The sequence below is a fragment of the Streptomyces physcomitrii genome (assembly GCF_012273655.1).
Lineage (GTDB): Bacteria > Actinomycetota > Actinomycetes > Streptomycetales > Streptomycetaceae > Streptomyces > Streptomyces physcomitrii.
This window is the reverse complement of the sequence record NZ_JAAWWP010000002.1, coordinates 606,818-631,175: the sequence shown is the minus strand read 5'-3', so window position 1 is coordinate 631,175 and position 24,358 is coordinate 606,818. Positions and strand designations below refer to the sequence as shown.

The window sequence follows — 24,358 nt, the reverse complement described above, 5'->3', positions numbered from 1 at the left end:
GCCGGGTCCGGCCGCGGGCCGCCGGGTACCGCCCGCCGCGCTCTCGGTGCCGCTGCGGGTGCGCGGGACCGCGCTGGGCGAGGTGACCTTCTGGCGGCGCGAGGGGACGGCGCCCTTCGACGAGGAGGACCGCTCCCTCGCCGGGGAGCTGGCCGCCCGTACCGCCGTCTCGCTCGACAACGCCCGCCGCTACAGCCGCGAGCACGACATGGCCGTCACCCTCCAGCGCAGCCTGCTGCCGAGCGTGCTGCCCGAGCAGACCGCCCTCGACCTCGCGCACCGGTACCTGCCCGCGGAGGCGGGGGTGGGCGGCGACTGGTTCGACGTGATCACGCTGCCCGGCTTCCGTACCGCCCTCGTCGTCGGAGACGTCGTCGGGCACGGCATCCACGCCGCCGTCGCCATGGGGCGGCTGCGGACCGCCGTCCACAACTTCGCCACCCTCGACCTGCCGCCCGACGAGGTCCTCGGCCGCCTCGACGAACTCGTCGACCGCCTGGACAGCGAGTCCAGCGGCGCCCAGATCACCGGTTCCACCTGCCTGTACGCCGTCTACGAACCCATCAGCGGAATCTGCACCCTGGCCCGCGCCGGACACCCCGGCCCCGCCCTGGTCCTCCCCGACGGCAGCGCGGAGTACCCCGAGGTGACGGTCTCCCCGCCGCTCGGGGTGGGCGGCCACCCCTTCGAGGTCACCGAGCTGCGGCTGACCGCGGGCTCCCAGCTGGTGCTGTTCAGCGACGGCCTGGTGGAGAGCCGCACCCGCGACCTCGGCCGGGGCCTGGACCAGCTGCGCATGGTGCTCACCGAGGCGGCCGGGGCCGGACCCGAAGGCCTCTGCCGGGCCGCGGTCGCCCGGATGCTCGACCCCCGGCCCACCGACGACGTGGCCCTCCTCGTCGCCCGCACCCGGCTGCTCGACCCCGGGCAGGTCGCCGAGTGGGAGGTGCCCGCGGACCCCGCCGAGGTGGCGCCGCTGCGCGCGGCCTGCCTGCGGCGGCTGGCCGAATGGGGTCTGGAGGAGCACGCCTTCACCACCGAACTGCTCCTCAGCGAACTCCTCACCAACGCCATCCGCTACGGGGACCCGCCGGTCCGGGTACGCCTGCTGCGCGCGGCCACCCTGGTCTGCGAGGTCTCCGACGCCAGCAGCACCTCACCCCATCTGCGCTGGGCGGCCACCACCGACGAGGGCGGCCGGGGCATCTTCCTCGTCGCCCAACTCGCCCACCGCTGGGGCACCCGGTACACACGCAGCGGGGGCAAGGTGATCTGGGCGGAGCAGGTGCTCCAGGGGCCGGGGACCGGGACCGGGACCGGGACGGGGGCGGGAACGGGAACGGGAACGGGGGCAGGCGCAGGCGCTCAGGCGGGTGCTTGAGCCCGTCGGTCCCGCTCACCGGGGCCCGAGAGGCGCGCTCCTGCCCCGGGCCCGGGCCTGCGCGCACGAGCGGGATGCGCGCACCCGGACCCGGCCAGGACGCGCCCCCGAGCCGCCCGGAGACCCGACTGCCAGCGTTCCCGGCGGAAACCCGACTGACCGAGTTCCCGGCGGAAACGCAGCTGTCCGCGTTCCCGCCGGGCCCGGTGCCGGTTCACAGCCGCGGGCCGACCGGCCTCACAGCCGCGGGTCGACCGGCTTCACAGTCGCGGGTCGACCGGCTCCGACTCCAGGGCGAGGACCGCGAAGACGGCCTCGTGGACCCGCCACAGCGGCTCGCCGCCGCCGAGCCGGTCGAGGGCCTCCAGGCCGAGCGCGTACTCGCGCAGGGCGAGCGAGCGCTTGTGGCCGAGGAAGCGGCCGCGCAGCCGGTCTAGGTGCTCGGGCCGGGTGTACTCCGGTCCGTAGATGATCCGCAGGTACTCCCGGCCGCGGACCTTCACGCCCGGCTGCACCAGCCGTCCCTTGCCGTCGCGCACGCCCGGCCGCACCGGCTTGACGACCATGCCCTCGCCGCCGCGCGCCGTCATCTCCAGCCACCAGTCCACGCCCGCCCGTACCGAGGCCGGATCCGCGGTGTCCACGAAGAGCCGCCGGGTGGTCTGCAACAGGCCGCCGCCGCCCGGTAGTTGAGCCCCGGGGGAGGTCGCGGGACCGCTCTGCTCAGCGGTCACCGGGCTCTCGTCCTCGGCCACGATCCGGTCGATCAGGGCCAGTTGCTCGTCGTGCGGCAGCAGCGCGAGGCTCCGGCCCTGCGCGGCGAGCAGCTGGAAGGGCGCGAGCCGCACCCCGTCCAGGCCCTCGGTCGGCCAGCAGTACCGGCGGTACGCCTCGGTGAACGCGGCGGCGTCCGCGGCCCGTTCACGCTGCGCGGCCAGCAGCGCGCCCACGTCGGTGCCGCGCGCCGCCGCCCGCTCCAGCGCGTCCAGGGCGCCCGGGAAGACCGCCCCGGAGGCCGCGCCGACCGCCGCGTACTGGGTGCGCAGCAGCCCGGAGGCCTTCAGCGACCAGGGCATCAACTCCGCGTCCAGGAGCAGCCATCCACTCTCCAGCTCCGTCCACAGACCGGCCGCGCCGATCGCCGTCCGCAGCCGGTCGAGCACCGCCTCGGTCGTCGCCGCCTCGCCGAAGAACGGCCGTCCGGTCCGCGTGTACACCGCGCCCGTCGGGCAGTCCTCGCCCAGGACGCCGAAGGCCTCCCGGGCCGCGGCGGCGTCCCGGCACACCAGGACCACCGCCCGCGAGCCCATGTGCTTCTCCTCGCACACCACCCGCTCGACGCCGTCCGCCGCGTATCCGGCGAAGGCCTCCTCCGGGTGCTCCAGATAGCCCTCCTGGCGGGAGGTGGCGGTGGGCGCCATGGTCGGCGGCAGGTACGGCAGCAGCCGCGGGTCGACCGCGAACCGGCTCATCACCTCCAGGGCCGCCGCCGCGTTCTCCTCGCGCACCGCGACCCGGCCCGCGTGCCGGGTCTCCACGGCCCGCTTGCCCGTGACGTCACCGAGGTCGAGCGGGCGCCCGTCGGCCCCGCCCGGCGCCGTGCTGTGCAGCGGCTTCACCGGCTCGTACCAGACCTTCTCGGCCGGTACGTCGACCAGTTCGCGCTCCGGCCAGCGCAGCGCGGTGAGCTTGCCGCCGAAGACCGCGCCGGTGTCCAGGCAGATCGTGTTGTTCAGCCAGCTCGCCCGGGGCACCGGGGTGTGGCCGTACACCACGGCCGCCCGCCCGCGGTACTCCTCCGCCCACGGATAGCGCACCGGCAGCCCGAACTCGTCGGTCTCCCCGGTGGTGTCCCCGTACAGGGCGTGCGAGCGGACCCGGCCCGAGGTGCGGCCGTGGTACTTCTCCGGCAGTCCCGCGTGGCAGACCACCAGCCGGCCGCCGTCGAGCACGTAGTGGCTGACCAGCGAGCGGATGAACTCCGCGACCCGGGCCCTGAACTCCTCGCTCTCGCCCGCCAGTTGAGCATCGGTCTCGGCGAGGCCGTGGCTGAGCCGGACCGTGCGGCCCGCCAGGTGGCGGCCCAGCTTGTTCTCGTGGTTGCCGGGCACGCACAGCGCGTCCCCGGCCGCCACCATCGCCATCACCCGGCGCAGCACCCCCGGGCTGTCGGGACCGCGGTCGACCAGGTCACCCACGAACACCGCGGTACGGCCCTCCGGGTGGTGCCCGTCGACGTAGCCCAACTGCGCGAGCAGCGACTCCAGTTCGGAACTGCACCCGTGCACGTCGCCGATCAGGTCGAAGGGTCCGGTGAGGTGGCTCAGGTCGTTGTAGCGGCGCTCGCGCACCACCTCGGCCGACTCCACCTCCTCGACCCCGCGCAGCACATGCACCTTGCGGAAGCCCTCCCGCTCCAAGTGCCGCAGCGAGCGCCGCAGTTCACGGGTGTGGCGCTGAACGACCCGGCGCGGCATCCCGGCCCGGTCGGCCCGCGCCGCATTGCGCTCGGCGCACACCTCCTCGGGTACGTCGAGCACGATGGCGATCGGCAGTACGTCGTACTCCCGTGCCAGCGCGATGAGTCGGCGCCTGCTCTCGGACTGCACACTGGTCGCGTCGACCACGGTCAGCCGCCCCGCCGCGAGCCGCTTGCCCGCGATGTAGTGCAGCACCTCGAAGGCGTCCTTGCTCGCCCCCTGGTCGTTCTCGTCGTCGGCGACAAGCCCCCGGCAGAAGTCCGAGGACAGCACCTCGGTCCCCTTGAAGTGCCGCCGCGCGAACGTGGACTTGCCCGAGCCGGAGGCGCCGACGAGCACCACGAGCGAGAGATCGGTGACCGGCAGCACCCGCCCCCCGGCGCGCCCGGTCACCCCCTCCGTCCCGCCCGCCCCACGCCCCTGCTCCGCGGGTCGAAGGCCCTTCTCGTCCCGTCCACTGCCCGTACTGCTCGCGCCCTCTTCGCTGTCCCTGCTCTCCTGCTCGTTGCTCATGCGGCCTCTCCCTTCCTGCTCGCGGCGGTGGACGGCGCCCCGCCGTCGGCGGGGTCAGCGGGTTGGGCAGGGTCGGCGGATGTGGCGGACGCGGTGGAGTTGGCGGAGGAGGCCCTGAAGTCCCGTGTGAACACCGCCAGTTGAGTGGGTGCGCCGACCTCCGGGTCCTCGTCCCCGACCGGGGCGATCCGCACCCGGTAGCCGTACTCCTCCGCCACCGAATCCGCCCAGGCGGCGAACTCCTCCCGGCTCCACTCGAAGCGGTGGTCCCCGTGCCGGGTGTGCCCCGCGGGCAGCGTCTCCCAGCGCACGTTGTACTCGACGTTCGGCGTGGTCACCAGGACGGTGCCCGGCCGCGCGGTCCCGAAGACCGCGTGCTCCAGGGCGGGCAGCCGCGCCAGGTCGAGGTGCTCGATCACCTCGCTCAGCACGGCGGCGTCGTACCCCTTCAGCCGGGCGTCGGTGTAGGTCAGCGAGCCCTGCACGAGCCGTACCCGGGAGGCCTGGCGCTCGCCGAGCCGGTCCAGCTTCAGGCGCCGGGCCGCGACGGTGAGCGCGCGCACCGAGACGTCCACCCCGAGGATCTCGGTGAACGCCGGGTCCTTCAGCAGCTCCTGCACCAACTGCCCCTGCCCGCACCCGAGATCGAGCACCCGATGGGCTCCCGCCTCGCGCAGCGCGGCGAGCAGCGCGGTACGCCGCCGCACCGCCAGCGGCACCGGTCGCTCCTCGGTGTCCACCTCCTCGTCCACCGCGTTGTCGACCGCCTCGATCTCGCGGTCGTCCGCCTCGGCGAGCCGTACGAGTTCCAGCCGCTCGTGCGCGGCCTCGGTCAGCGAACGCCGCCGCGCCAGATACCGGTCGGTGATCAGCCGCTGCTCCGGGTGCTCGGCGAGCCAGCCCTCGCCCGCCCGCAGCAGTTTGTCGACCTCGTCCGGCGAGACCCAGTAGTGCTTGGCGTCGTCCAGCACCGGCAGCAGCACATACAGGTGCCGCAGCGCCGCCGCGAGCGTCGACTCCCCGCGCAGCACAAGCCGTACGTACCGCGAGTCGCCCCACTCCGGGAACTCCGTGTCCAGCGGCACCGGTTCGGCCTCGACCGCCCAGCCCAGCGGCCCGAAGAGCGCGTGCACCAGCTCCGCACCCCCGCGCGCGGGCAGCACCGGCACCTCGATCCGCAACGGCAGCGCCCGCTCCACCAGTTCGGGCCGCGCCGTGCACTGCCCCTTGAGCGCACTGGAGAACACCGCGCTCAGCGCCACCGCGAGCAGCGAAGACGCCGCGTACGGCCGGTCGTTGACGTACTGCGCGAGCGCCGCGTCCGGAGCCCCGCCGCGCCCCTTCCCCTTGCCCCGCCGCACCAGCGCCGCAGGATCGACCTCCAGCAACAGCGCGGCCCGGCACCGCTGTTGCTCCGCCTCCGGGTAGAAGACATGCGCGGTGCCGTGCGAGGTGGAGAAGGCCTGCGCCTTCCCGGGATGCTTGTGCAGCAGAAACCCGAGGTCGGTCGCGGGGCTTTCCGAATTACCGGTGGTCTCGATCGTCAGGAACACGCGTACGAGTATGGCCGCGGGTGATCGGGGCAGCTAAGGCTTTTCGGGGCCGGCCGCGGGCGTCCGGCCCGTTCAGCCGTGCCGCCCCCACTGCCCCCGGTGGACGACCGCCTCCTTGTCCCGGCGCCGCTCGGCGATGCGGGCGGGCTGTGCGGGGACGTCCTCGGCGCGGTAGCCGACGCAGATGCCGCCGATCGGGGCGTACTCCTCGGGGATGCCGAACTCCGCGCGGAATCCGTCGAGTTGCTCCGGCATGATCCCGAAGAAGCAGGCGCCCAGCCCCTCGTCGACCGCCGAGAGCAGCATCAGCAGGGCGGCCATCCCGGTGTCGATGTACCAGTACGGCGCCGGCCAGCGGTCCTCCGCGCGGTCCTCCCAGCCCTTGTCGGCCTCGGCGTAACGCTCCAGGTAGGCCGCCTTGTGCGCGAGCGGCACCACGACCAGGGGCGCGTCCTGCATGGTCGGCGTCTGCTCCACCCGCCGCGGCACGAACGGCCAGAACCGTGCCCGGTCACCCGGCTCGGTAAGCGCGAGAAAGGCCCAGCCCTGCGAGAACCCGGCCGAGGGCGCCCGCAGCGCACTGTCGAGTACGCGCTCGATCACCTCGGGGGCGAGCGGCTTGTCGGAGTAGTGACGGATCATGCGGCGACGGCGGACCACTTCGGAGAAATCCATGGGGAGTGATCCTGGCAGTGCCGGGGCTTCGCGGACAGGGGGCGGCCCGGAACGGTGCCCTCCGCGGGGTCAGCTCATCAGGCCTGAGCGGCTGAGCCATTCGATCATGGGGATGCAGGCCGACATGAAGGAGGTGAAGGTGCCCAACGCGTCTGACTCCAGGAGATTTTCTGCACAAAAAGGATAGAAGGGTCGGCAGATTGAACGCGCTAAACAAAGCCTGACGCCCCATCAGTCCATCCTATATTCACACTTCCCCATGCTCACGTCAGCCTCAGCAGGCACGCTTGCCTCTTGGGCCCCCAGGGCCCCATCGACACCGATGCCTGCCGCTCCTGACCGGGGCGGGACGGAGAGGGCGAGGTCGGCTCGGTTCGCGAGGTGCAGCCAACGCGCGCGGCTCGGGCACTCGGACCGCACCGGCGTGGCTCTCACAACACCCAGCCGACGGCGCGAACGGGCTCCCTCCCTCGGTCAGGGCGAAGCCGAGTCACAGAAGCCCCGGGCGGCAGTCGGCCTCAGCCCCGCCGGCATTCACCCCTGCCTCAAGACACCCATCCCGTCGACCAGTTCACAGATCACCTAGGCTGAGGTTTTTCCCGGTTTTCGGGTCGTCTGTCCGTCGCTTTATGGTTTTTCGTTGGCTGTGATTTTTCTCAAGAAAGAGAAGAACGTTCAGAGCCCTATGGTCAACAGGGCTGCAACTCCCCGGCGGTATAAGTAGCAGGTGAAGCGAAGATGAAGATATAGTGCTCATCACGACCGACCGGGCTGCCAAGGGTTTCCTGGCGGCCCGATAGGTCGGAGTTTACTGGTCGAAATGAAGTGGCCGGCCCGTCTTTGCTTATCGATTCTTGCGCCACGCGTTCACTATGGGTACCAGTACCAGAATTGCCGAGACAACGGCAATGACCAGCAGCCAGACCCCTCCAGGCAAGGAGGTTCCAGCCGCTTGTTCCAGTCCTCTTGCAGAAAGTTCACTTTTCGTCACGTGTCATACCTCCATGATTCCGGAAAACGAGCCAGATGATCAGAGCGAAAAGGTCGGCGCCCAAGGCGATCGCCAAGGGTGCGAAGCCTGCTGCCGGGCCGGCCTTGGCCATGAGGATCCCTGAAATTACGTAACAGGCCAGAGAGGACATGACGAGAATCAGCGCATTGCGGCGAATCGCACGTCGAGATCCGAATGACTTTCGTGCATGTTCGACATCGTCATCTCCAGGGCGATGGTGGCTGCGGTCGGGGGCCAGTCCTACTGCAGCCACCAATCTTGTCAGTGCTATGAGGAAAGCCTGGGCGCCGTGTAGGTCGAAGCCCATGTGCCAGCGGCGCTCGACAGGCCCACACATCCGACCTCAACGGCTACAGCACCTGCAGCAGGCTCTCCGGTGACGGCCAAGAGCGCCGCGAGCAGCAGCATGACGATCCTGCCGCATTGTTGATCTTGTGCAGGGGTGCGGGACATCTGGCGCCTCCGCCGGCGCCTCTCTGGCGATTCCGCGCGTTCTCCGGATTCCGTGCTGCCAAGCTGCATTGAGACACGCAGCAAGGTCGCTCTTATAAGAGGTGCGGCGTGACCGAGTAAAGCACGGCTCGCGGGTGTCCGGACGGCGATTCCGTCTTGCCGCCCGGGTCGTTGCAGGTGAGAGGAGTTTGATATAAGGGCACCGCGGTGGATCATCTCGCCGATCAAGAACTTCCCCCCGTCTCCGCGCTACCGCGAAGACAAGCAGGGCCGTCCCCAGCAATCTCAATCCCCCAAGAACAGATACATCCCATCGCCTGTCTGCACGCCGGCCACCAACGCTGCGACGGATGCCACAACGCATGCGACAGAGAAATTTTGCAGCTTGACTCTAGCGTTCATCCTCGGCTCCATGTTCGGAGTCAATCGGGATCTCTCGTGAGAACCCATGCTTGCGTAATCGCTCTGATGTGAACTCTGCCGCGGTGACGGATCCGCTCGCCCTGGTCCGTGGAGTTGTACTGGCCCTGTGTCCGGGCCGGCTCATTCAAGTGAAGCTACTGAATGAGCCGGCCCGGATGCTCTTGCTCGATGTTCGTCAACCTGCAGTTATTCGCTGGGTGTCATTCTCCTCAAGAAGTAGAAAAACCCCCAGAACCCCAGAGTTATCAGGGCTACGACGACGCCCGCAACGGGCTCCCCGATGATGGCCAAGATCACCGCGAGTAACAGCATGACGATCCATGCCACATTGCTGACCTTGTGCATTATTCTGGATATATGCAGTCTTTGTTGGCGTCTCTCTGGTGATTCCATATCTTTCCTGTTCCGTTGTCGATCAACCGCGTGCTGCTACTCGAGTATTTCGCTGGTCAGATTGGAAGCCAGTTGTCCCGCTGCCCAGGCAGGAGAGTTGTTCGTTTCCGGCCACGCTGAAGCGGTGTGCCGCAGGCACGTGATGGCACAGCCCCCGTTACCTTTTTCGTGGCTCCGCAATGGGGCATCCGGCCTTCGGGTCCGGGATGACTTCCCCCCTTGTTGTTCATGATCCGGGGGGTGTCACCGGGTTCGGAGGCATCGACGGCTCGCTGATGAAGGGCTTGAGCACCGGCTTCATCCAGGCCGGAAGAGTCTCCGTGACTTGGATGTGGCTGCTCGGTGCCCTGGCAAGGGCCTCCCGGGCGGGGGTCGTGGTTTCCTGCACCCGGCCTGCCGCACCGCTCTCCCAGGAGTACGAGCACCGCGTCGGCCGTACCGAGGACGTCCGCCGCGGCGGTAGCAGGCAGCGTCCAGTTGGACGGGTCGGTAGCCTCCACCCGGCACACCGCATCTGACAGGTCTCGGCCGCCCTCTGGAGGGTCGCGATTGATCAACGCACACCCCATGGGGCCGGGCACGGTGAAGAGGTGGCGTCCCGCTCTCAGGTGCCGCCTCTTCACCGCGTCGGCGTCGCTGCTGCGGGAGGCAGGCGCATTCCTCTCTCGACGTTGATGGCAGCTTGAGGTCAAGAGCTGTTTTTGCGGCCTGCTTTGAAGGTGAGGACCGCAAGAACCAGTCCGCACACCGCAGCAATCACACCCAGCACGATTGGCACAGTATCGCCGGTTGCTGATCCTGCAATACATCCGCCCACCCCTCCCGCGATAAGAATCGCAGAAAAGATAGCCGCTCCTCTTACTGCCTCTTTCATAACGTAATCCATTCGTTGGAGCGCGTCTGTTCTGTGTGAGAGTTGCGGGGTCGAGAATTTCTTCACGACCCCGCAACGAGATGCCGATAGGTTACCTATGTTATTTTTTCTTACCCATAGGTGAGGATCTCTGCTCCGTAGTACCCTGCTGTGCCTCCGAGCGCACAACTGCCGACTACGGCAGCACCAGCACCCACCGCACTGCCCACTCCAGCGCCGACCGCACCGCCAACTGCACCGGCATAAGCGATGGATCCGGTTTCGGCGGCAGCTGAGATTCCCGCGACACAACCCGAGACAACCCCGAAAATGTCACTGCCTGTGTCGAGTATGTCGGAGAAGCTGAAGAGCCCGTCGGGGTCGATGCGGTTGACGGGGTCGCCTTCGGCGTACAGGTACGGGTTCTGTTCCTGGCCGGAGGGGTCGGGCTGGGTGAAGCGGCCGAGGGCGGGGTCGTAGTAGCGGGCCTGGAGGTGGTAGAGGCCGGTGGGGTCCTGGTAGCCGGCGGTGAAGCGGTAGGGCTGGGCGATCTTCTCCGTGCTACTGGCGCGGGTGACGCCCCGGGGGCTGTAGGAGTAGGCGTTGACCTTGCTGCCGGATTCGTCGGTGAGCGCGATGACGGAACCGAGGGCGTCGGTGAGGTAGAAGTACGCTTTCCCGCCGGTGGTCACGGAGTTGAGTGTGCCCCCGGCCTCTCGGTTGAAGCCCGTGTCCGCTCCGGCGGTCGAGGTGGCCGACAGGCCCAGGGGACCGTTGTGGAAGTAGGTGTCCCCGAGTCTGATCCGCTCGCTCTGGTCCGTGGAGCCGTACTGGCCCTGGTAGGTCTTGCCGCCGACGGTCAGTGAGGTCAGCTGGGAGTGGTCGGACCAGGTCTCGGCGGTGCGGGTGCCCTCGGGCGTGGGGGCGGCGGCGGTCTCGTTGCCGTCCTTGTCGTAGGACCAGTTGGTGGTGGAACCGTTCTTCGCGGTGATCTGCTGGGCGTCGTTGAGGCTGTAGGTGGTGCCGCGGGGGCAGCCCTGCTCGATGCCCTGGCTGGTGAGGTTGCCCGCGAGGTCGTAGCAGTACTGCCAGGACTCGTTGAGGGTGGAGCCCTTGTTCTCGGCGGCGTAGGAGAAGCGTCCGGCGCCGTCGTAGCTGTAGCTGGTCTTGGTCCCCGCTACGGCGTCGGTACGGGTGCGGATCTTGCTGCCGTCGGTCTTGCCGCCGGTGCCGTAGCCGTAGGTGTAGGACAGGTCGGTCACCGTCCCCTTGCTGCTGGTGGCCCAGATGCGCTTGGGGCGGCTGGACTCGTCGACGTCCGTGTTCTGCACGGTGCCGCCGGGGTAGGTGGTGCGGGTGCGGACGTCGTTGCCGTTGTAGCCGTAGGTGGTCAACCGGCCCTGGGGGTCCTTGAGTTCGGTGAGTTTGTTGACCGCGTTGTAGGTGTAGTCGGTCTTGCCGGCCGGGTCCTGGTAGAAGTCGACGTTGCCCGCGGGGGTGTAGGCGAGCAGGGTCTGGGAGCCGTCCTGCAGCGTGCGTACCGTCTCGCGCTGGAGCGGGTCGAAGGCGTACTTCACCACACCGGTGGAGTCGGTGCGCTGGGTGAGGTTGCCGTCGCCGTCGTAGGCGTAGGTGACGGTGTCGTTGGTGGAGGACACCTTCCGGATACGGTCGAGGTTGTCGTAGGTGTAGACGGTCTTGGTGCCGCGGCCGTCGGTGGTGGTCTCGGTGCGGCCCAGGGCGTCGTAGGTGTAGGTGGTCGCGGCCAGCGGGGCGGGCGGGGTGACCTTGTCGAGGTTGCCCTTCGCGTCGTGGTGGAAGGACGTGGTGACCGTTTTCGAGGACGAGAGTTTCGTCTTCTGGGTGCACCGCTGGCCCTCGAAGCCGCCGCAGGTGGGGCTTGCGGAGTTGTAGGTGTAGGAGACGCTGCCGCCGCCGCTGCCGGTCTGGGCGACGGAGGTGGTGTTGCCCACCGTGTCGTAGCCGAAGGTGGTCTTCTCCCCGTCGGCGTTGGTGGAGTCCTTGGGTACGTCGCCGCCGGCGATGGTCTGCCAGGAGTTGACGCTCTTGCCTCCGGTGGGCTGCTTGACCTCTTCGAGGTTGTTGCGTGCGTTGAAGCCGTAGTCGGTGACGTTGCCGCCGACTCCGCCGGTGCCCATGGCGTCGGTGGCCGTGTCGACGTTGTGGTTCGCGTCGAACTTCGTGGACCGATCGCGGCCCAGATGGTCGGTGACCTTGTCCACCTGGCCGTCGCTGTCGTGCGCGTAGGTGGTGGCGTGGTCTTCGGGATCGGTCGCCTTCGTGGTGCCCGACTCGGTGGGCGAGGCGGAACCGTAGGCGTAGGTCCAGGTCGGACCGGTGTGTCCCGAGCCGTTCAGTTCGGTGGCGCGCAGCATCGAGGTGACCCGGTTGACGCCGTCGTAGGTGAAGGCGGTGACCCTGCCCTCCGCCGTGGTGATCTTGGTCAGGCGGCGGGAGGAGTCGTAGCCGAAGGCGGTGGTCTTGCCCTCGGCGTCGGTGGTGCGGGCGAGGTTGCCCGTCGCGTCGAGGTCGAAGACGGCGGTGCGGCCGGTGTGGTCCTTGGCCTGCCACTGCGAGGCGTCGGTCCTGACGAGGTCCACCCAGCGGCCGGAGCGGGTCTCGGTCAGCTTGAAGCCCTTGTGCTCGCCGCCCTCGTCGTGCTGGGTGACGGTGATCGTGCCCTTGTTGCGGTCGGTGACCTTGGTCAGGGTGCCGTTCGTGTCGTAGGTGTCCTTGGACGAGGACTTCCAGTCGGTGACCGTCCAGGTGCCGTCGGCGTTCTTCTTCAGCTCCTTCGAGTACCCCTTGGGCGAGGTGAAGGTGCCGTCCGGCTTCTTGCCGAAGCGCAGGGTGTTGCCGGAGGCGTCGTACAGGACCGCTTCGTCGTCGGCGAGCTGGAGATAGCGCTCGTACTGCTGCCACCAGCGCTGGGAGATCTTGCCCCAGGGGGCGTCGAGGGAGTTGTAGGTACGGGCGAGCCGAAGGCTTTGGCCCACACCGGCGACGTCGAAGTCGGTGGCGGTGAGCATCAGGTTGCCCGTCGAGAAGTCTATGTGCGCCGACAGCGCGTCCGTGATCGCGAAATCGGAGACCTTGTGCCAGGGCACCCTGCCCTGCCCCTCCGGCACATACGTCGAGGGAGCCGCATCCGCGGCGCGGCCCCTCGCCGAAACTCCGCCCGACTGCCCGGCGGCACGTTTCTTCTGCTCCGCCCGCCAGGCGGCCACCTCCGCCTCGACCGGGGCTTCGACCCTGCTCGCCACCGGTTCGTTGCTGCCGGGCTTCACCTCGGGCACGGTGAAGCGTGGAGCGTCCTTGCCCCAGGCCGAACCGGGTTCGCCCGTCTCGGCGACCGCCGGCGCGGCCAGCAGCGACAGCGACAGCGCCGCACTGGTGCCGACCGCGATCGCGGACAGCAGAGTTGTTCGTTTCCGGGCACGCCGAAGCGGCGTGCCGAAGGCACGTGATGACACGGATCCCCCCACAGGACGTGTAGAAGCAGTGACCGCTTGGTCACCGGAGCGGCACACGCTGCCATGGGGGCTTCACGCGACACGAACATTTCGGCGATCAGAAATACGCAAACACGCGATATCCGGCCCGGCTCGCCCGTCCCGATTTCTGCCGGTATGACGCACTGCTTGGCCTTATTTGCCGTACGGCAACTGTTGCAGTGGTGAAAAAATGGGGCCGAAAAGCGCCCTATAAAGGTGCGGAAGGCGGCTGGGCGCCTTCGGGGCCGCGGGTGGCTAGATCCACGTATCCAGCCACATCCGCGAGCGCCACCCCCCTATCGGGATCGGCTGGCCCGTGTAGAGCGGGAAGAAGTAGATGAAGTTCCAGAAGATCAGGAGGGCCAGGGTGCCCGCGCCCACCGCGCCGATGACGCGGCGGCGTTCGTCGGCGCCCGGGGGGCCGAGGAGGGCGCCGAGCAGCATGGCGAGGCCCAGGCAGAGGAAGGGGACGAAGACGACGGCGTAGAAGTAGAAGATCGTGCGGTCCTGGTAGAGGAACCAGGGGAGGTAGCCGGCGGCGATGGCACAGGTGAGGGCGCCGGCGCGCCAGTCGCGGCGGAAGAGCCAGCGGTAGAGGAGGTAGGCGAGGGCGAAGCAGGCGGCCCACCACAGCAGGGGGGTGCCGAGGGCCAGTACCTCGCGGGCGCACTTGTCGGTGGTGCCCGGGGGGCAGCCGTCCTTGCCGGGGGCGGGGGACTCGTAGAAGAAGGAGACGGGGCGGCCGAGGACGAGCCAGCTCCAGGGGTTCGACTGGTAGGTGTGCGGGGAGTCGAGGCCGACGTGGAACTTGTAGACCTCGTACTCGTAGTGCCACAGGCTGCGCAGCCAGTCGGGGAGCCAGGTCCAGCTGCCGCCCTTGCCGTCGGTGGCCGCCCAGTCGCGGAAGTAGCCGCCGCTGCCGTCCGAGGGGGAGAGGATCCAGCCGAGCCAGGAGAGCAGGTACGTGGTGAAGGCGACCGGCACCGTGGAGAGGAAGGCCCAGCCGAGGTCGTGGCGCAGGACGGCCCGGTAGGGGCGGCGGGCGCCCGCGGTGCGGCGGGTGCCGACGTCCCACCACAGGGCCATCACGGCGAAGGCGGCGAGGATGTAGAGGCCGTTCCACTTGGTGCCGAAGGCGAGGCCGAGGCAGATCCCGGCGGCGATCCGCCAGGGGCGCAGCCCGAAGCGGAAGGATTCGGCGATCCGCAGGTCGGGGCCGGCCCGGCCCTCCGCGTCCACCGGGAGGGCGGCGGCCAGCTTGGCCCGGGCGCGTTCGCGGTCCAGGACCAGGCAGCCGAAGGTGGCGAGGACGAAGAACATCAGCACCTGGTCGAGCAGCGCGGTGCGGCTCATCACGAAGTGCAGCCCGTCCGCGGCGAGCAGCGCGCCCGCGACGCAGCCGAGGAAGGTGGAGCGGAACATCCGGCGCCCGATGCGGCAGACCATCAGCACCGAGAGGGTGCCGAGCAGAGCGGTCATGAACCGCCAGCCGAACGGGGTGAAGCCGAACATCCACTCGCCGAGCCCGATCACGTACTTGCCGACCGGCGGATGCACCACGTACGAGGGGTCGGTGGGCAGGGAGATGCCGCTGCCCTGTTCCAGGACCTGGTCGTTGGCGTTCTTGGGCCAGTTGACCTCCCAGCCGCGGTGGATCAGCGCCCAGGAGTCCTTGGCGTAGTAGGTCTCGTCGAATATGACGGCCTTGGGGCTGCCGAGGTGCCAGAAGCGCATGAGCCCGGCGGCGAGGGTCACCAGGAGCGGGCCCAGCCAGGCGAAGACGCGGGAGAGCCGGGCGGCGTCGGCGGCGGGCAGTCCGAGGGCGAGCAGGCCGCGCGGGCCCATCACCGCGAAGGGCGGCACCAGGCGCTCGCGTACGTCCTCGGTGGCCCGGGCCGTGCGGCCGGGAACGCGCGGCCACCGCCGGCCCGACTGCGCGCGGGCGGCGGTCTTGCCCTGCCGGGTCTGGGGGGAGGACGCGGTACTGGTCACCGCGCCATCGTAGGGAACCCGGCTGTGGGAGTCCCGCGGCCGGTCCTCTCCACTGTCCTGGACTCCGCTCGGCGGCCCTGCCGGGGGTCCGGGCGGCGGGGGCCGTACGCCGCGGGGCGAGCGGGCGCCGTACACCTCTCTACAGTGGACGTCCGTGGACAGGACCGGCGCCGGTGCTCCGCCGGCGGGCCGGCCGCGGGCGGCCCGGGACCGGCGGCAGGCGCGGTGAGAAGGGCTCGATGACAGCGACAGGCACACTCGTTCTGGCAGGCACCCCCATCGGGGAGGTCTCCGACGCCCCGCCGCGGCTGGCCGCCGAACTCCGGGCGGCGGACGTCATCGCCGCCGAGGACACCCGCAGGCTGCGGCGGCTCGCCCAGTCCCTCGGGGTGCAGCCGGGCGGCCGGATCGTCTCGTACCACGAGGTCAACGAGTCGGCGCGGACCCCCGATCTGGTCGAGGCGCTGGCGGGCGGGGCCCGGGTGCTCCTGGTGACCGACGCGGGGATGCCGTCGGTGTCGGACCCGGGGTACCGGCTGGTGGCCGCGTGTGTGGAGCGGGACATCCGGGTCACCGCGGTGCCGGGGCCCTCGGCGGTGCTCACCGCGCTCGCGCTGTCGGGGCTGCCGGTGGACCGGTTCTGCTTCGAGGGCTTCCTGCCGCGCAAGCGGGGCGAGCGCCTGACCCGGCTGCGCGAGGCCGCCGAGGAGCGCCGCACCCTCGTCTACTTCGAGTCCCCGCACCGGCTGGAGGACGCGCTGCGCGACATGGCCGAGGCCTTCGGCGCCGAGCGCCGGGCCGCCGTCTGCCGGGAGCTGACCAAGACGTACGAGGAGGTCAGGCGCGGAGGTCTCGGGGAGCTGGCGGACTGGGCGGGCGAGCGGGTCCGCGGCGAGATCACGGTGGTGGTCGCCGGGGCGCCCGAGCGGGCCGAGGAGGTCGGGCCCGGGGAGCTGGTGCGCCGGGTGCGGGTGCGCGAGGAGGCTGGGGAGCGCCGCAAGGAGGCCATCGCCGCGGTCGCCGCCGAGGCCGGGCTGCCGAAGCGGGAGGTCTTCGACGCGGTGGTGGCCGCGAAGAAGGCGGATCAGGCGGGTCAGGCGGCCGGGTAGGGGCGGCGTCCGCATCCCGGGCGGCGCCGGGGCTCTCGTGGCGGAGGCGGCGGACTCGGCGGATCCAGCGGAGGTGTGGGGCGGGCGGTCCGGGCGGTTCCGGCGGGCCTCCTGGGGTGCGGGGACCGGTGCTGAGCAGGGAGTTCGGGGGCTCGGCGCGGCTCATGCGCGGGCAAAGGACTATCGTGAAAAGCAAAGCGAAAAGCCGTGCGGACGGGCCTTCGGCCAGGAAAAGGCCAAATCGGTGCCAATAGTCGAACAGGACTGCTGACCGCACGCCGTCCGGGGCGTCCACTGGAAAGCGGGGACGCACCCGTCCCGCGCCTCCGGCAGGCGTGGCCCGCCGCCGGGAGCGACTGTCCAGCGAACTCAGGAGCTGGCATGAGCGAGATCACCGGTACCGGCCCCCGCGGCACGGCGGCCCCGGATCCCTCCGGTGCGCGGAGCACCGTCCACGAGGCCTACTCCTTCGCCTGTATGCGCTGCGGCCACGGCTGGGAGCAGGCGTACGAGATCGAGCACCACGTCGACGCCGAGGGGCAGCCCTACGTCACGTACCTCGCGAACGGGGTGCGGGTGCCCTCGCCGCTGACCAGGCCGACCTGTCTGAACTGCGGCGGCCATGTCGTACGGATCATGCGGCCGGGGCGGGTCTCCTCGGTGCAGTCGTACCTGATGCCGCAGCAGCCCGCCGAGGGCTCGGGCCCGGCGGGCGCGGTCCCGGTGGACTACGGCACCGCCCGGCGCTCCGGGGCCGGGGACTCCGCGCCCGCGGACAAGCCCGTGCGCCCCGGCGCGCACGCCGACGAGGGCGCCGGGGGCGCACACCGCTGGCAACTCTCCGACCTGCTGCACCCCTTCCAGCGGCGCCGGGGCTGAGGCGAGGCAAGCGGATGCGGGGGGCTTCGGGCGGTCGGCTCCGGCCGGTCAGGGCCGGTGGGTCCCGGGGGCGTGCAGCCGGCGGTACGGGCCAAGCCCCCCGCGGAGCCTTCCGTACGTCCCCCGGAACCTCCCGTACATCCCTCGGAACCTCCCGTGCGTCCCCCGGAACCTCCCTGCGCTCCCGCGGAACCCGGCTCCGTAGGATCGGGAGCATGCCCGCCAAGGACGACGCGAAGAACACCCCGCCCCCGCTGCCCGAGCCGCTCGCGGTGCCGGTGGCCGACGCGCACACCCATCTGGACATGCAGGCGGGCACGCCGGGGGAGCAGTTGGCGCGGGCCGCCTCGGTCGGGGTGACCACCGTGGTCCAGGTCGGCTGCGATCTGGACGGCTCGCGGTGGGCCGCCGCACTGGCCGCCGAGTACCCGCAGGTGCACGCGACGGTGGCGCTGCACCCCAACGAGGCGCCCCGGCTGGTGCTCGGGGACGCCGGGAACGGCGGGCCCCGGCAGTCGGCGCGTCCCGCCGGGGGCGAGGCGGCGCTGGACGAGGCGCTCGCCGAGATCGACCGGCTCGCCGGGCTCGACCAGGTCAAGGGCGTCGGCGAGAGCGGGCTCGACTACTTCCGTACCGGGCCGCAGGGGGTGGCCGCGCAGCAGCGGTCCTTCCGGGCGCACATCGAGATCGCCAAGCGGCACGGCAAGGCGCTGGTCATCCACGACCGGGAGGCGCACGCGGACGTGTTGCGGATCCTGAAGGAGGAGGGCGCCCCCGAGCGGACCGTCTTCCACTGCTTCTCCGGTGACGCGGCGATGGCCCGCGAGTGCGCCGAGGCGGGCTACTTCCTCTCCTTCGCGGGGACGGTCACCTTCAAGAACGCCCAGCCGCTGCGGGAGGCGCTCGCGGTGGCGCCGCTCGAACTGGTCCTGGTGGAGACGGACGCGCCCTATCTGACGCCGATGCCGTACCGCGGACGGCCCAATGCGCCGTATCTGATTCCGCTCACTGTCAGGGCCATGGCCAAAGTGCGCGGCCTGGAGGAAAACCTGCTGGCCGAGGCCTTGTCCGCGAATACCGCGCGGGCGTTTGGCTACTGACGGATCATCATTTTTCACACCTCTGGCGGATGCGCCACGCCAAAGTTCATCACACAAGGTGCTTGTTTCACCGCGCTGCGCGTTCGAGGCTCGCCACCGGTTCTGTCCGCCCCGTTAGGGAGACCCCGTGGTGAGCAGTAACACGAAGTGCCGCAACTCCAAGGAGTCGCACGATAGGCAGTCGGTGCCGGCCCCCGAGGCCGGGCACCGCCCGCACGCCGGACGCGCCACCGGGCACGGCCGGCGCCGCAAGGGCACAGCGCCCTGTGCGGCGAAGCAGCCGGCCGTGTGCCTGACCAAGCCCGCCGACGGCCCGGTGCTCGCCCGGCGCCTGCCGGAGCCCCGCCCCGCGGGACGCACCGGCCCCGGGCCGGGCCCCGTCCGCCGCCCGCTGCCCACCCGCCGGGTCACCGTGCGGCGGCTGCTGCCGCCCGCGCTGGTGGTCGCCGCCCTGGCCGCCGGGACCTGTGTGGCCCTCGCCCAGGACAAGACGGTGCAGCTGAGCATCGAGGGCGAGCGGCGCACCCTGCACACCACCGCCGACCACGTCGGTGAACTCCTCGCCAAGGAGGGCATCGAGGTCGAGGAGCACGACGTGGTGGCGCCGGGCCCCGGGGCCGAACTGCACGACGGCGACACCGTCGCGGTGCGCTACCGCAGGCCGGTCACCTTCAACCTGGACGGCCGCGCCGTGACCTCCTGGACCGTGCAGCGCACGGTGCGGGGCGCGCTGCGCGAGGCCGGGGTGCGCGCCGAGGGCGCCTATCTCTCGGCGCCCGTCTCACGGGGCATCGACCGCCGGGGCCTCGCCCTGGACGTGCGTACCGCGCGGGAGTTCACCCTCGTGGCCGACGGCGTCCGGCGCACCGTGCGGACCAACGCGGCCACCGTCGCCGAGGCGGTGCACCGGGCCGGGATCCGGCTGCGCGGCGAGGACACCACCTCGCTCGCGCTGTCCGCCTTCCCGCGCGCGGGCCAGACCGTCACGGTCACCCGGATCCGCACCGCCACCGAGGTGCGCGAGCAGGACGTGCCCTTCCCGGTCCGCCGCAAGAAGGACGGCGGCCTCCTGCGCGGCAGCGAGGTCGTGCAGCAGGAGGGCAGGAAGGGCCGCGAGCGGGTCACCTACCGGGTGCGCACGGTGGACGGCGAGCGGCAGAAGCCGCAGCGGCTGCACGCCGAGCGGCTGCGCGAGCCCCGGCCCGAGGTGGTGCGCACCGGCACGAAGAAGCGCCCGCCCGCCGAGCGCCCGCACCGCCCGGCCCCGGGCGCCCCGGTGCACATCCCCCGCTCCTCCGGCGGCCCGAACTGGGCCGCGCTCGCCCAGTGCGAGTCCGGCGGCCGCCCCGGCGCGGTCGACCCGAGCGGCACCTACGGCGGGCTCTACCAGTTCGACGCCCGCACCTGGCAGAGCCTCGGCGGCACCGGACTGCCCCAGCACGCCTCCCCGGAGGAGCAGACCGCCCGCGCCAAGCAGCTCTACGCCAAGCGCGGGGCCCAGCCCTGGCCGGTCTGCGGGGCGCGGCTGTGAGCGGCACCGGTCCGGCGGGGAACCGTACGCACGGGGTGCGCGGCGGCTGAGCCCGCCGCCCCGGGGCAGCCCGCAGCTCGGGGGCGGCCCGCGGCTCGGGGGCGGCCCGCGGCTCGGGGGCAGCCCGCCTCCCCGCCGCTCCGGGCCCTTCGCGCCCGAGCGGCGGGGAGGCCCTCCCGTCCGGGGTGCGGGCCCGCGCCTTGTGCCCGCACCCACCCGGCGCCCGGGTGCCGCCCCGCGAGGGGGGTGCCCGGGCGCCCCGGTGTCCGCCCGGGCTGTGCGGTGCGGGGCGGACGCGGTGGCGGGGCGGGTGCCCGGGCCCCCGTAACCTGGTGCGGTGAGCACCACTGAATCCGGCGCGGACCGATCCGGCGCGGCAGCAGGCCCCGGAGCCGGCGCGGACCGCGCCGCGGCCGAGAGCACCGAGGGCCCCGCCGACAGCGCCGCCGCGGAGTCCGGCGCCCTGCTCGGGCCCGCCGACATCCGCGAACTGGCCGCCGCCCTCGGCGTCCGCCCGACCAAGCAGCGCGGCCAGAACTTCGTCATCGACGCCAACACCGTGCGCCGGATCGTGCGCACCGCGGACGTACGGCCGACGGACGTGGTCGTCGAGGTCGGCCCGGGCCTCGGCTCGCTGACCCTGGCGCTCCTGGAGGCCGCGGACCGGGTCACCGCCGTGGAGATCGACGAGGTGCTCGCCGCCGCCCTGCCCGCCACCGTCGCCGCCCGGCTGCCCGAGCGCGCCGCCCGCTTCGCCCTGGTGCACCAGGACGCCCTGCGGGTCACCGAACTGCCGGGGCCGCCGCCGACCGCGCTGGTCGCCAACCTCCCGTACAACGTCGCCGTGCCGGTGCTGCTGCACATGCTGGAGACCTTCCCGAGCATCGAACGCACCCTGGTGATGGTGCAGTCCGAGGTCGCCGACCGGCTCGCCGCCGCACCCGGCTCGAAGGTGTACGGGGTGCCCTCGGTGAAGGCCAACTGGTACGCCGAGGTGAAGCGGGCCGGGGCGATCGGGCGCTCGGTCTTCTGGCCCGCGCCGAACGTCGACAGCGGACTGGTCTCGCTGGTCCGCCGGGAGTCGCCGCCGGTGACCACCGCCACCCGCAAGCAGGTCTTCGCGGTGGTCGACGCGGCCTTCGCCCAGCGCCGCAAGACCCTGCGCGCCGCCCTCGCGGGCTGGGCGGGCTCGGCCGCCGCCGCCGAGGAGGCGCTGCGCGCGGCCGGGGTCTCCCCGCAGGCCCGCGGGGAGGCGCTCACCGTCGAGGAGTTCGCCCGGATCGCGGAGGCCCGTGGGTGAGCGGTGCGGCGGCCCGGCCACCGGAAGCGGCATCGGCGGAAGTACGGGAAGTACGGGAAGTGCTAGAGGCACCGGAAGCAACAACAGCAGCGGGAACAGCACAAGCAGCAGCAGGAACAGCGGCACACGGGGAGAGGCGGTACGCGGTGGGGGTCACGGTCCGGGTTCCGGCGAAGGTCAACGTCCAGCTCGCGGTGGGGCCCGCGCGCCCCGACGGCTTCCACGACCTCGCCAATGTCTTCCTCGCGGTCGGCCTGTACGACGAGGTCACCGCGGCCCCGGCGCCCGCGCTCGCGCTGAGCTGCACCGGACCGGGCAGCGAGCTGGTGCCGCTGGACGAGACCAACCTGGCCGCCCGCGCCGCGCTCGCCCTGGCCGCGCGGTACGGGCGCCGGGCCGACGTCCGGCTGCACATCGCCAAGGACATCCCGGTGGCGGGCGGCATGGCGGGCGGCAGCGCGGACGCGGCCGGGGCCCTGCTCGCCTGCGACCGGCTCTGGGGGACCGGCGCCTCGCAGGCCGAACTGCTCGACATCTGCGCGGAGTTGGGCAGCGATGTGCCCTTCGCTCTGGTCGGCGGGGCCGCGCTCGGCACCGGGCGGGGCGAGAAGCTGGAGCCGCTGGACGTCGGCGGCGGCTTCCACTGGGTCTTCGCCGCGGCCGAGGGCGGGCTCTCCACCCCGGCCGTCTACCGGGAGTTCGACCGGCTCGCCGAGGGCCGCCGGGTGCCCGCGCCCGCCGCCGACGAGCAGCTCCTCGCGGCGCTGCGCACCGGGGACCCCCACGCCCTCGCCGCCCGGCTGGCCAACGACCTCCAGCCCGCCGCCCTCTCGCTCTTCCCCGCGCTGCGGGACACCCTGGCCACCGGCAGCGCCGCGGGCGCGCTCGCCGCCCTGGTCTCCGGCTCGGGGCCCACCACGGCCTTCCTCGCCGCCGACGAGAGCGCCGCCGAGCGGATCGCCGCCGCCCTGACCGCCTCGGGCCACTGCCGCACCGCCCGCACCGCCACCTCGCCCGCCCCGGGGGCCACGGTCGTCTGACCGCCGGGGCGGGTGCTTTCGTACCGCCGGGGCCGGGCGTGCTCGTACCGCAGGACGGGCCTGCCCGTACGGGAGGGGCGCGCAGGACCGGTACGGGAGCACCGGCCCCTGCGGCTTCGCCCGCCCCCCGGCCGAACGCCTAGGCTGGAACGCCGAGCCGACCCGCGCGCTGCGGTGCGGCCGAACCGCAAGAAGGAGTCCTGGTGGCCGTCAATCTGGTCAATGTCGAGACCGTCAGCAAGGTCTACGGCACCCGCGCCCTGCTCGACGGGGTGTCCCTCGGCGTCTCGGAGGGTGACCGGATCGGTGTCGTCGGGCGCAACGGCGACGGCAAGACCACCCTGATCCGGCTGCTCGCCAAGCTGGAGGAGGCCGACACCGGGCGGGTCACGCACAGCGGCGGGCTGCGGACCGGGGTGCTGACCCAGCACGACTCCCTCGACCCGGCGGCGACCGTACGGCACGAGGTGGTCGGGGACCTCGCCGACCACGAGTGGGCGGGCGACGCCCGGATCCGCGATGTGCTCACCGGGCTCTTCGGCGGGCTCGCGCTGCCCGGCTTCCCGCAGGGCCTGGACACCGTCATCGGCCCGCTCTCCGGCGGCGAGCGGCGCCGGATCGCCCTCGCCAAGCTGCTCATCGCCGAACAGGACCTGATCGTCCTGGACGAGCCCACCAACCACCTCGACGTCGAGGGCATCTCCTGGCTCGCGGGCCATCTGCGGGCCCGCCGCTCCGCCCTGGTCTGCGTCACCCACGACCGCTGGTTCCTCGACCAGGTCTGCACCCGCATGTGGGACGTCCAGCGCGGCACGGTCTACGAGTACGAGGGCGGCTACTCCGACTACGTCTTCGCGCGCGCCGAACGCGAGCGGATCGCCGCCACCGAGGAGGTCAAGCGGCAGAACCTGGTCCGCAAGGAGCTGGCCTGGCTGCGCCGCGGGGCACCGGCGCGCACCTCCAAGCCGCGGTTCCGGGTGGAGGCGGCCAACGAGCTGATCGCGGACGTACCGCCGCCGCGGGACAGCTCCGAGCTGATGAAGTTCGCCTCCTCCCGGCTCGGCAAGACCGTCTTCGAGCTGGCCGACGTCAGCGTCCAGGCCGGACCCAAACTGCTGCTGCGGCACCTGACCTGGCAGCTCGGACCCGGTGACCGCATCGGCCTGGTCGGGGTGAACGGCGCGGGCAAGACCTCGCTGCTGCGGGCGCTGGCCGAGGCCGCGCGCAGCGAGGGCGAGGTGCAGCCCGCGGCCGGGCGGATCAAGGTCGGCCGCACCGTGAAGCTCGCCTACCTCTCCCAGGAGGTCTCCGAACTCGACCCGGCCCTCAGGGTGCTCCAGGCGGTCTCCGAGGTCCGCGAGCGCGTCGACCTCGGCAAGGGGCGCGAGATGACCGCGGGGCAGCTCTGCGAGACCTTCGGCTTCTCCAAGGAGAAGCAGTGGACCCCGGTCGGCGACCTCTCCGGCGGCGAGCGGCGCAGGCTCCAGCTGCTGCGGCTCCTGATGGACGAGCCGAACGTGCTCTTCCTCGACGAGCCCACCAACGACCTCGACATCGAGACCCTGACCCAGCTGGAGGACCTGCTCGACGGCTGGCCCGGCTCCCTGGTCGTCATCTCCCACGACCGCTTCTTCCTGGAGCGCACCACCGACCGGGTCTTCGCCCTGCTCGGCGACACCACGCTGCGGATGCTGCCGCGCGGCATCGACGAGTACCTGGAGCGCCGGGCGCGGATGGCCGAGGCGAGCACCCCGGCGGTGCCCGCGAGCGGCCCCGCGGCCGAGGAGAAGCAGGAGAAGAAGGTCTCGGCGGCCGAACAGCGGGCCGCGAAGAAGGAATTGCAGAAGATCGAGCGGCAACTCGACCGGATTTCCCAGAAGGAATCCGACAAGCACCAGCAGATCGCCGACAATGCCACTGATTTCGAAAAGGTGGCGAAATGGGATGCGGAGCTGAGGGAACTCGTCGCCGAGCGCGAGGAGTTGGAAATGCGCTGGCTCGAACTCGCCGAGGATGCCTGAGCGGTACGCCCCGTTTGCGCCCGCTCACCGCGCGCGCCGCCGCGTAACAGCGGCATCACAAGCCGGTCCTCCCTTGGGTACAGGGGGCGCACCGGCGGCAAACCCGGCCGCCGGCGGGTGATAGAAAGACGACCG

13 protein-coding genes are annotated in these 24,358 nt (G+C 71.5%); 8 read left to right on the top strand and 5 right to left on the bottom strand.

Annotated elements, in window-relative coordinates; all coding sequences use genetic code 11:
• The coding region (locus tag HFV08_RS05940; RefSeq protein ID WP_168536495.1) for a SpoIIE family protein phosphatase at positions 1-1,381 on the top strand (1,381 nt) is incomplete at its 5' end.
• 260 nt (positions 1,382-1,641) lie between these two features.
• Here HFV08_RS05940 and HFV08_RS05935 read toward each other — a convergent pair.
• The 5 genes from HFV08_RS05935 to HFV08_RS05915 all read right to left on the bottom strand — a co-directional run bounded on the left by HFV08_RS05935 (position 1,642) and on the right by HFV08_RS05915 (position 15,243).
• A complete protein-coding gene (locus HFV08_RS05935) occupies positions 1,642-4,254 on the bottom strand; it encodes a polynucleotide kinase-phosphatase (RefSeq protein ID WP_312885408.1) in 2,613 nt (870 codons plus the stop codon).
• Positions 4,255-4,370: 116 nt separating this feature from the next.
• Positions 4,371-5,927, bottom strand: a complete 1,557-nt coding sequence (locus tag HFV08_RS05930) for a 3' terminal RNA ribose 2'-O-methyltransferase Hen1 (protein ID WP_168536491.1) — start codon at positions 5,925-5,927, stop codon at positions 4,371-4,373.
• 72 nt (positions 5,928-5,999) lie between these two features.
• Positions 6,000-6,602, bottom strand: a complete 603-nt coding sequence (locus HFV08_RS05925; protein ID WP_168536489.1) for a nitroreductase family protein — start codon at positions 6,600-6,602, stop codon at positions 6,000-6,002.
• 3,265 nt (positions 6,603-9,867) lie between these two features.
• The gene (locus tag HFV08_RS05920; protein WP_168536595.1) at positions 9,868-13,164 is read right to left on the bottom strand and encodes an RHS repeat-associated core domain-containing protein; all 3,297 of its coding nucleotides are present in this window, start codon (positions 13,162-13,164) and stop codon (positions 9,868-9,870) included.
• A 342-nt stretch (positions 13,165-13,506) separates the two neighbouring features.
• A complete protein-coding gene (locus HFV08_RS05915) occupies positions 13,507-15,243 on the bottom strand; it encodes a dolichyl-phosphate-mannose--protein mannosyltransferase (RefSeq protein ID WP_168536487.1) in 1,737 nt (578 codons plus the stop codon).
• A gap of 239 nt (positions 15,244-15,482) precedes the next feature.
• On the opposite strand from HFV08_RS05915, the gene rsmI reads away from it, so the two are divergent.
• The 7 genes from rsmI to HFV08_RS05880 all read left to right on the top strand — a co-directional run bounded on the left by rsmI (position 15,483) and on the right by HFV08_RS05880 (position 24,223).
• The gene (gene rsmI / locus HFV08_RS05910; protein WP_168536480.1) at positions 15,483-16,352 is read left to right on the top strand and encodes a 16S rRNA (cytidine(1402)-2'-O)-methyltransferase; all 870 of its coding nucleotides are present in this window, start codon (positions 15,483-15,485) and stop codon (positions 16,350-16,352) included.
• Between the two features lie 381 nt (positions 16,353-16,733).
• The gene (locus tag HFV08_RS05905; RefSeq protein ID WP_168536478.1) at positions 16,734-17,231 is read left to right on the top strand and encodes a hypothetical protein; all 498 of its coding nucleotides are present in this window, start codon (positions 16,734-16,736) and stop codon (positions 17,229-17,231) included.
• A gap of 215 nt (positions 17,232-17,446) precedes the next feature.
• The gene (locus HFV08_RS05900; RefSeq protein ID WP_168536476.1) at positions 17,447-18,331 is read left to right on the top strand and encodes a TatD family hydrolase; all 885 of its coding nucleotides are present in this window, start codon (positions 17,447-17,449) and stop codon (positions 18,329-18,331) included.
• Positions 18,332-18,461: 130 nt separating this feature from the next.
• Positions 18,462-19,862, top strand: a complete 1,401-nt coding sequence (locus tag HFV08_RS05895; protein ID WP_312885402.1) for a resuscitation-promoting factor — start codon at positions 18,462-18,464, stop codon at positions 19,860-19,862.
• Between the two features lie 463 nt (positions 19,863-20,325).
• A complete protein-coding gene (gene rsmA, locus HFV08_RS05890) occupies positions 20,326-21,162 on the top strand; it encodes a 16S rRNA (adenine(1518)-N(6)/adenine(1519)-N(6))-dimethyltransferase RsmA (protein ID WP_210429925.1) in 837 nt (278 codons plus the stop codon).
• A gap of 146 nt (positions 21,163-21,308) precedes the next feature.
• Positions 21,309-22,202 (top strand): 4-(cytidine 5'-diphospho)-2-C-methyl-D-erythritol kinase, encoded by an 894-nt coding sequence (locus HFV08_RS05885; protein ID WP_168536467.1) that lies wholly within the window; start codon positions 21,309-21,311, stop codon positions 22,200-22,202.
• A 203-nt stretch (positions 22,203-22,405) separates the two neighbouring features.
• Positions 22,406-24,223 carry an ABC-F family ATP-binding cassette domain-containing protein gene (locus tag HFV08_RS05880; protein ID WP_168536466.1) on the top strand — a complete coding sequence of 606 codons (1,818 nt, stop codon included), beginning with the start codon at positions 22,406-22,408 and terminating at the stop codon, positions 24,221-24,223.
• Positions 24,224-24,358 lie beyond the last annotated feature (135 nt).

Bases quoted from the DNA above. Each gene is read 5' to 3' on its own strand.
- HFV08_RS05905 (WP_168536478.1), top strand. From the start codon at position 16,734: ATGAGCGAGATCACCGGTACCGGCCCCCGCGGCACGGCGGCCCCGGAT.
- HFV08_RS05900 (WP_168536476.1), top strand. From the start codon at position 17,447: ATGCCCGCCAAGGACGACGCGAAGAACACCCCGCCCCCGCTGCCCGAG.
- rsmI (WP_168536480.1), top strand. From the start codon at position 15,483: ATGACAGCGACAGGCACACTCGTTCTGGCAGGCACCCCCATCGGGGAG.
- HFV08_RS05925 (WP_168536489.1), bottom strand. From the start codon at position 6,602: ATGGATTTCTCCGAAGTGGTCCGCCGTCGCCGCATGATCCGTCACTAC.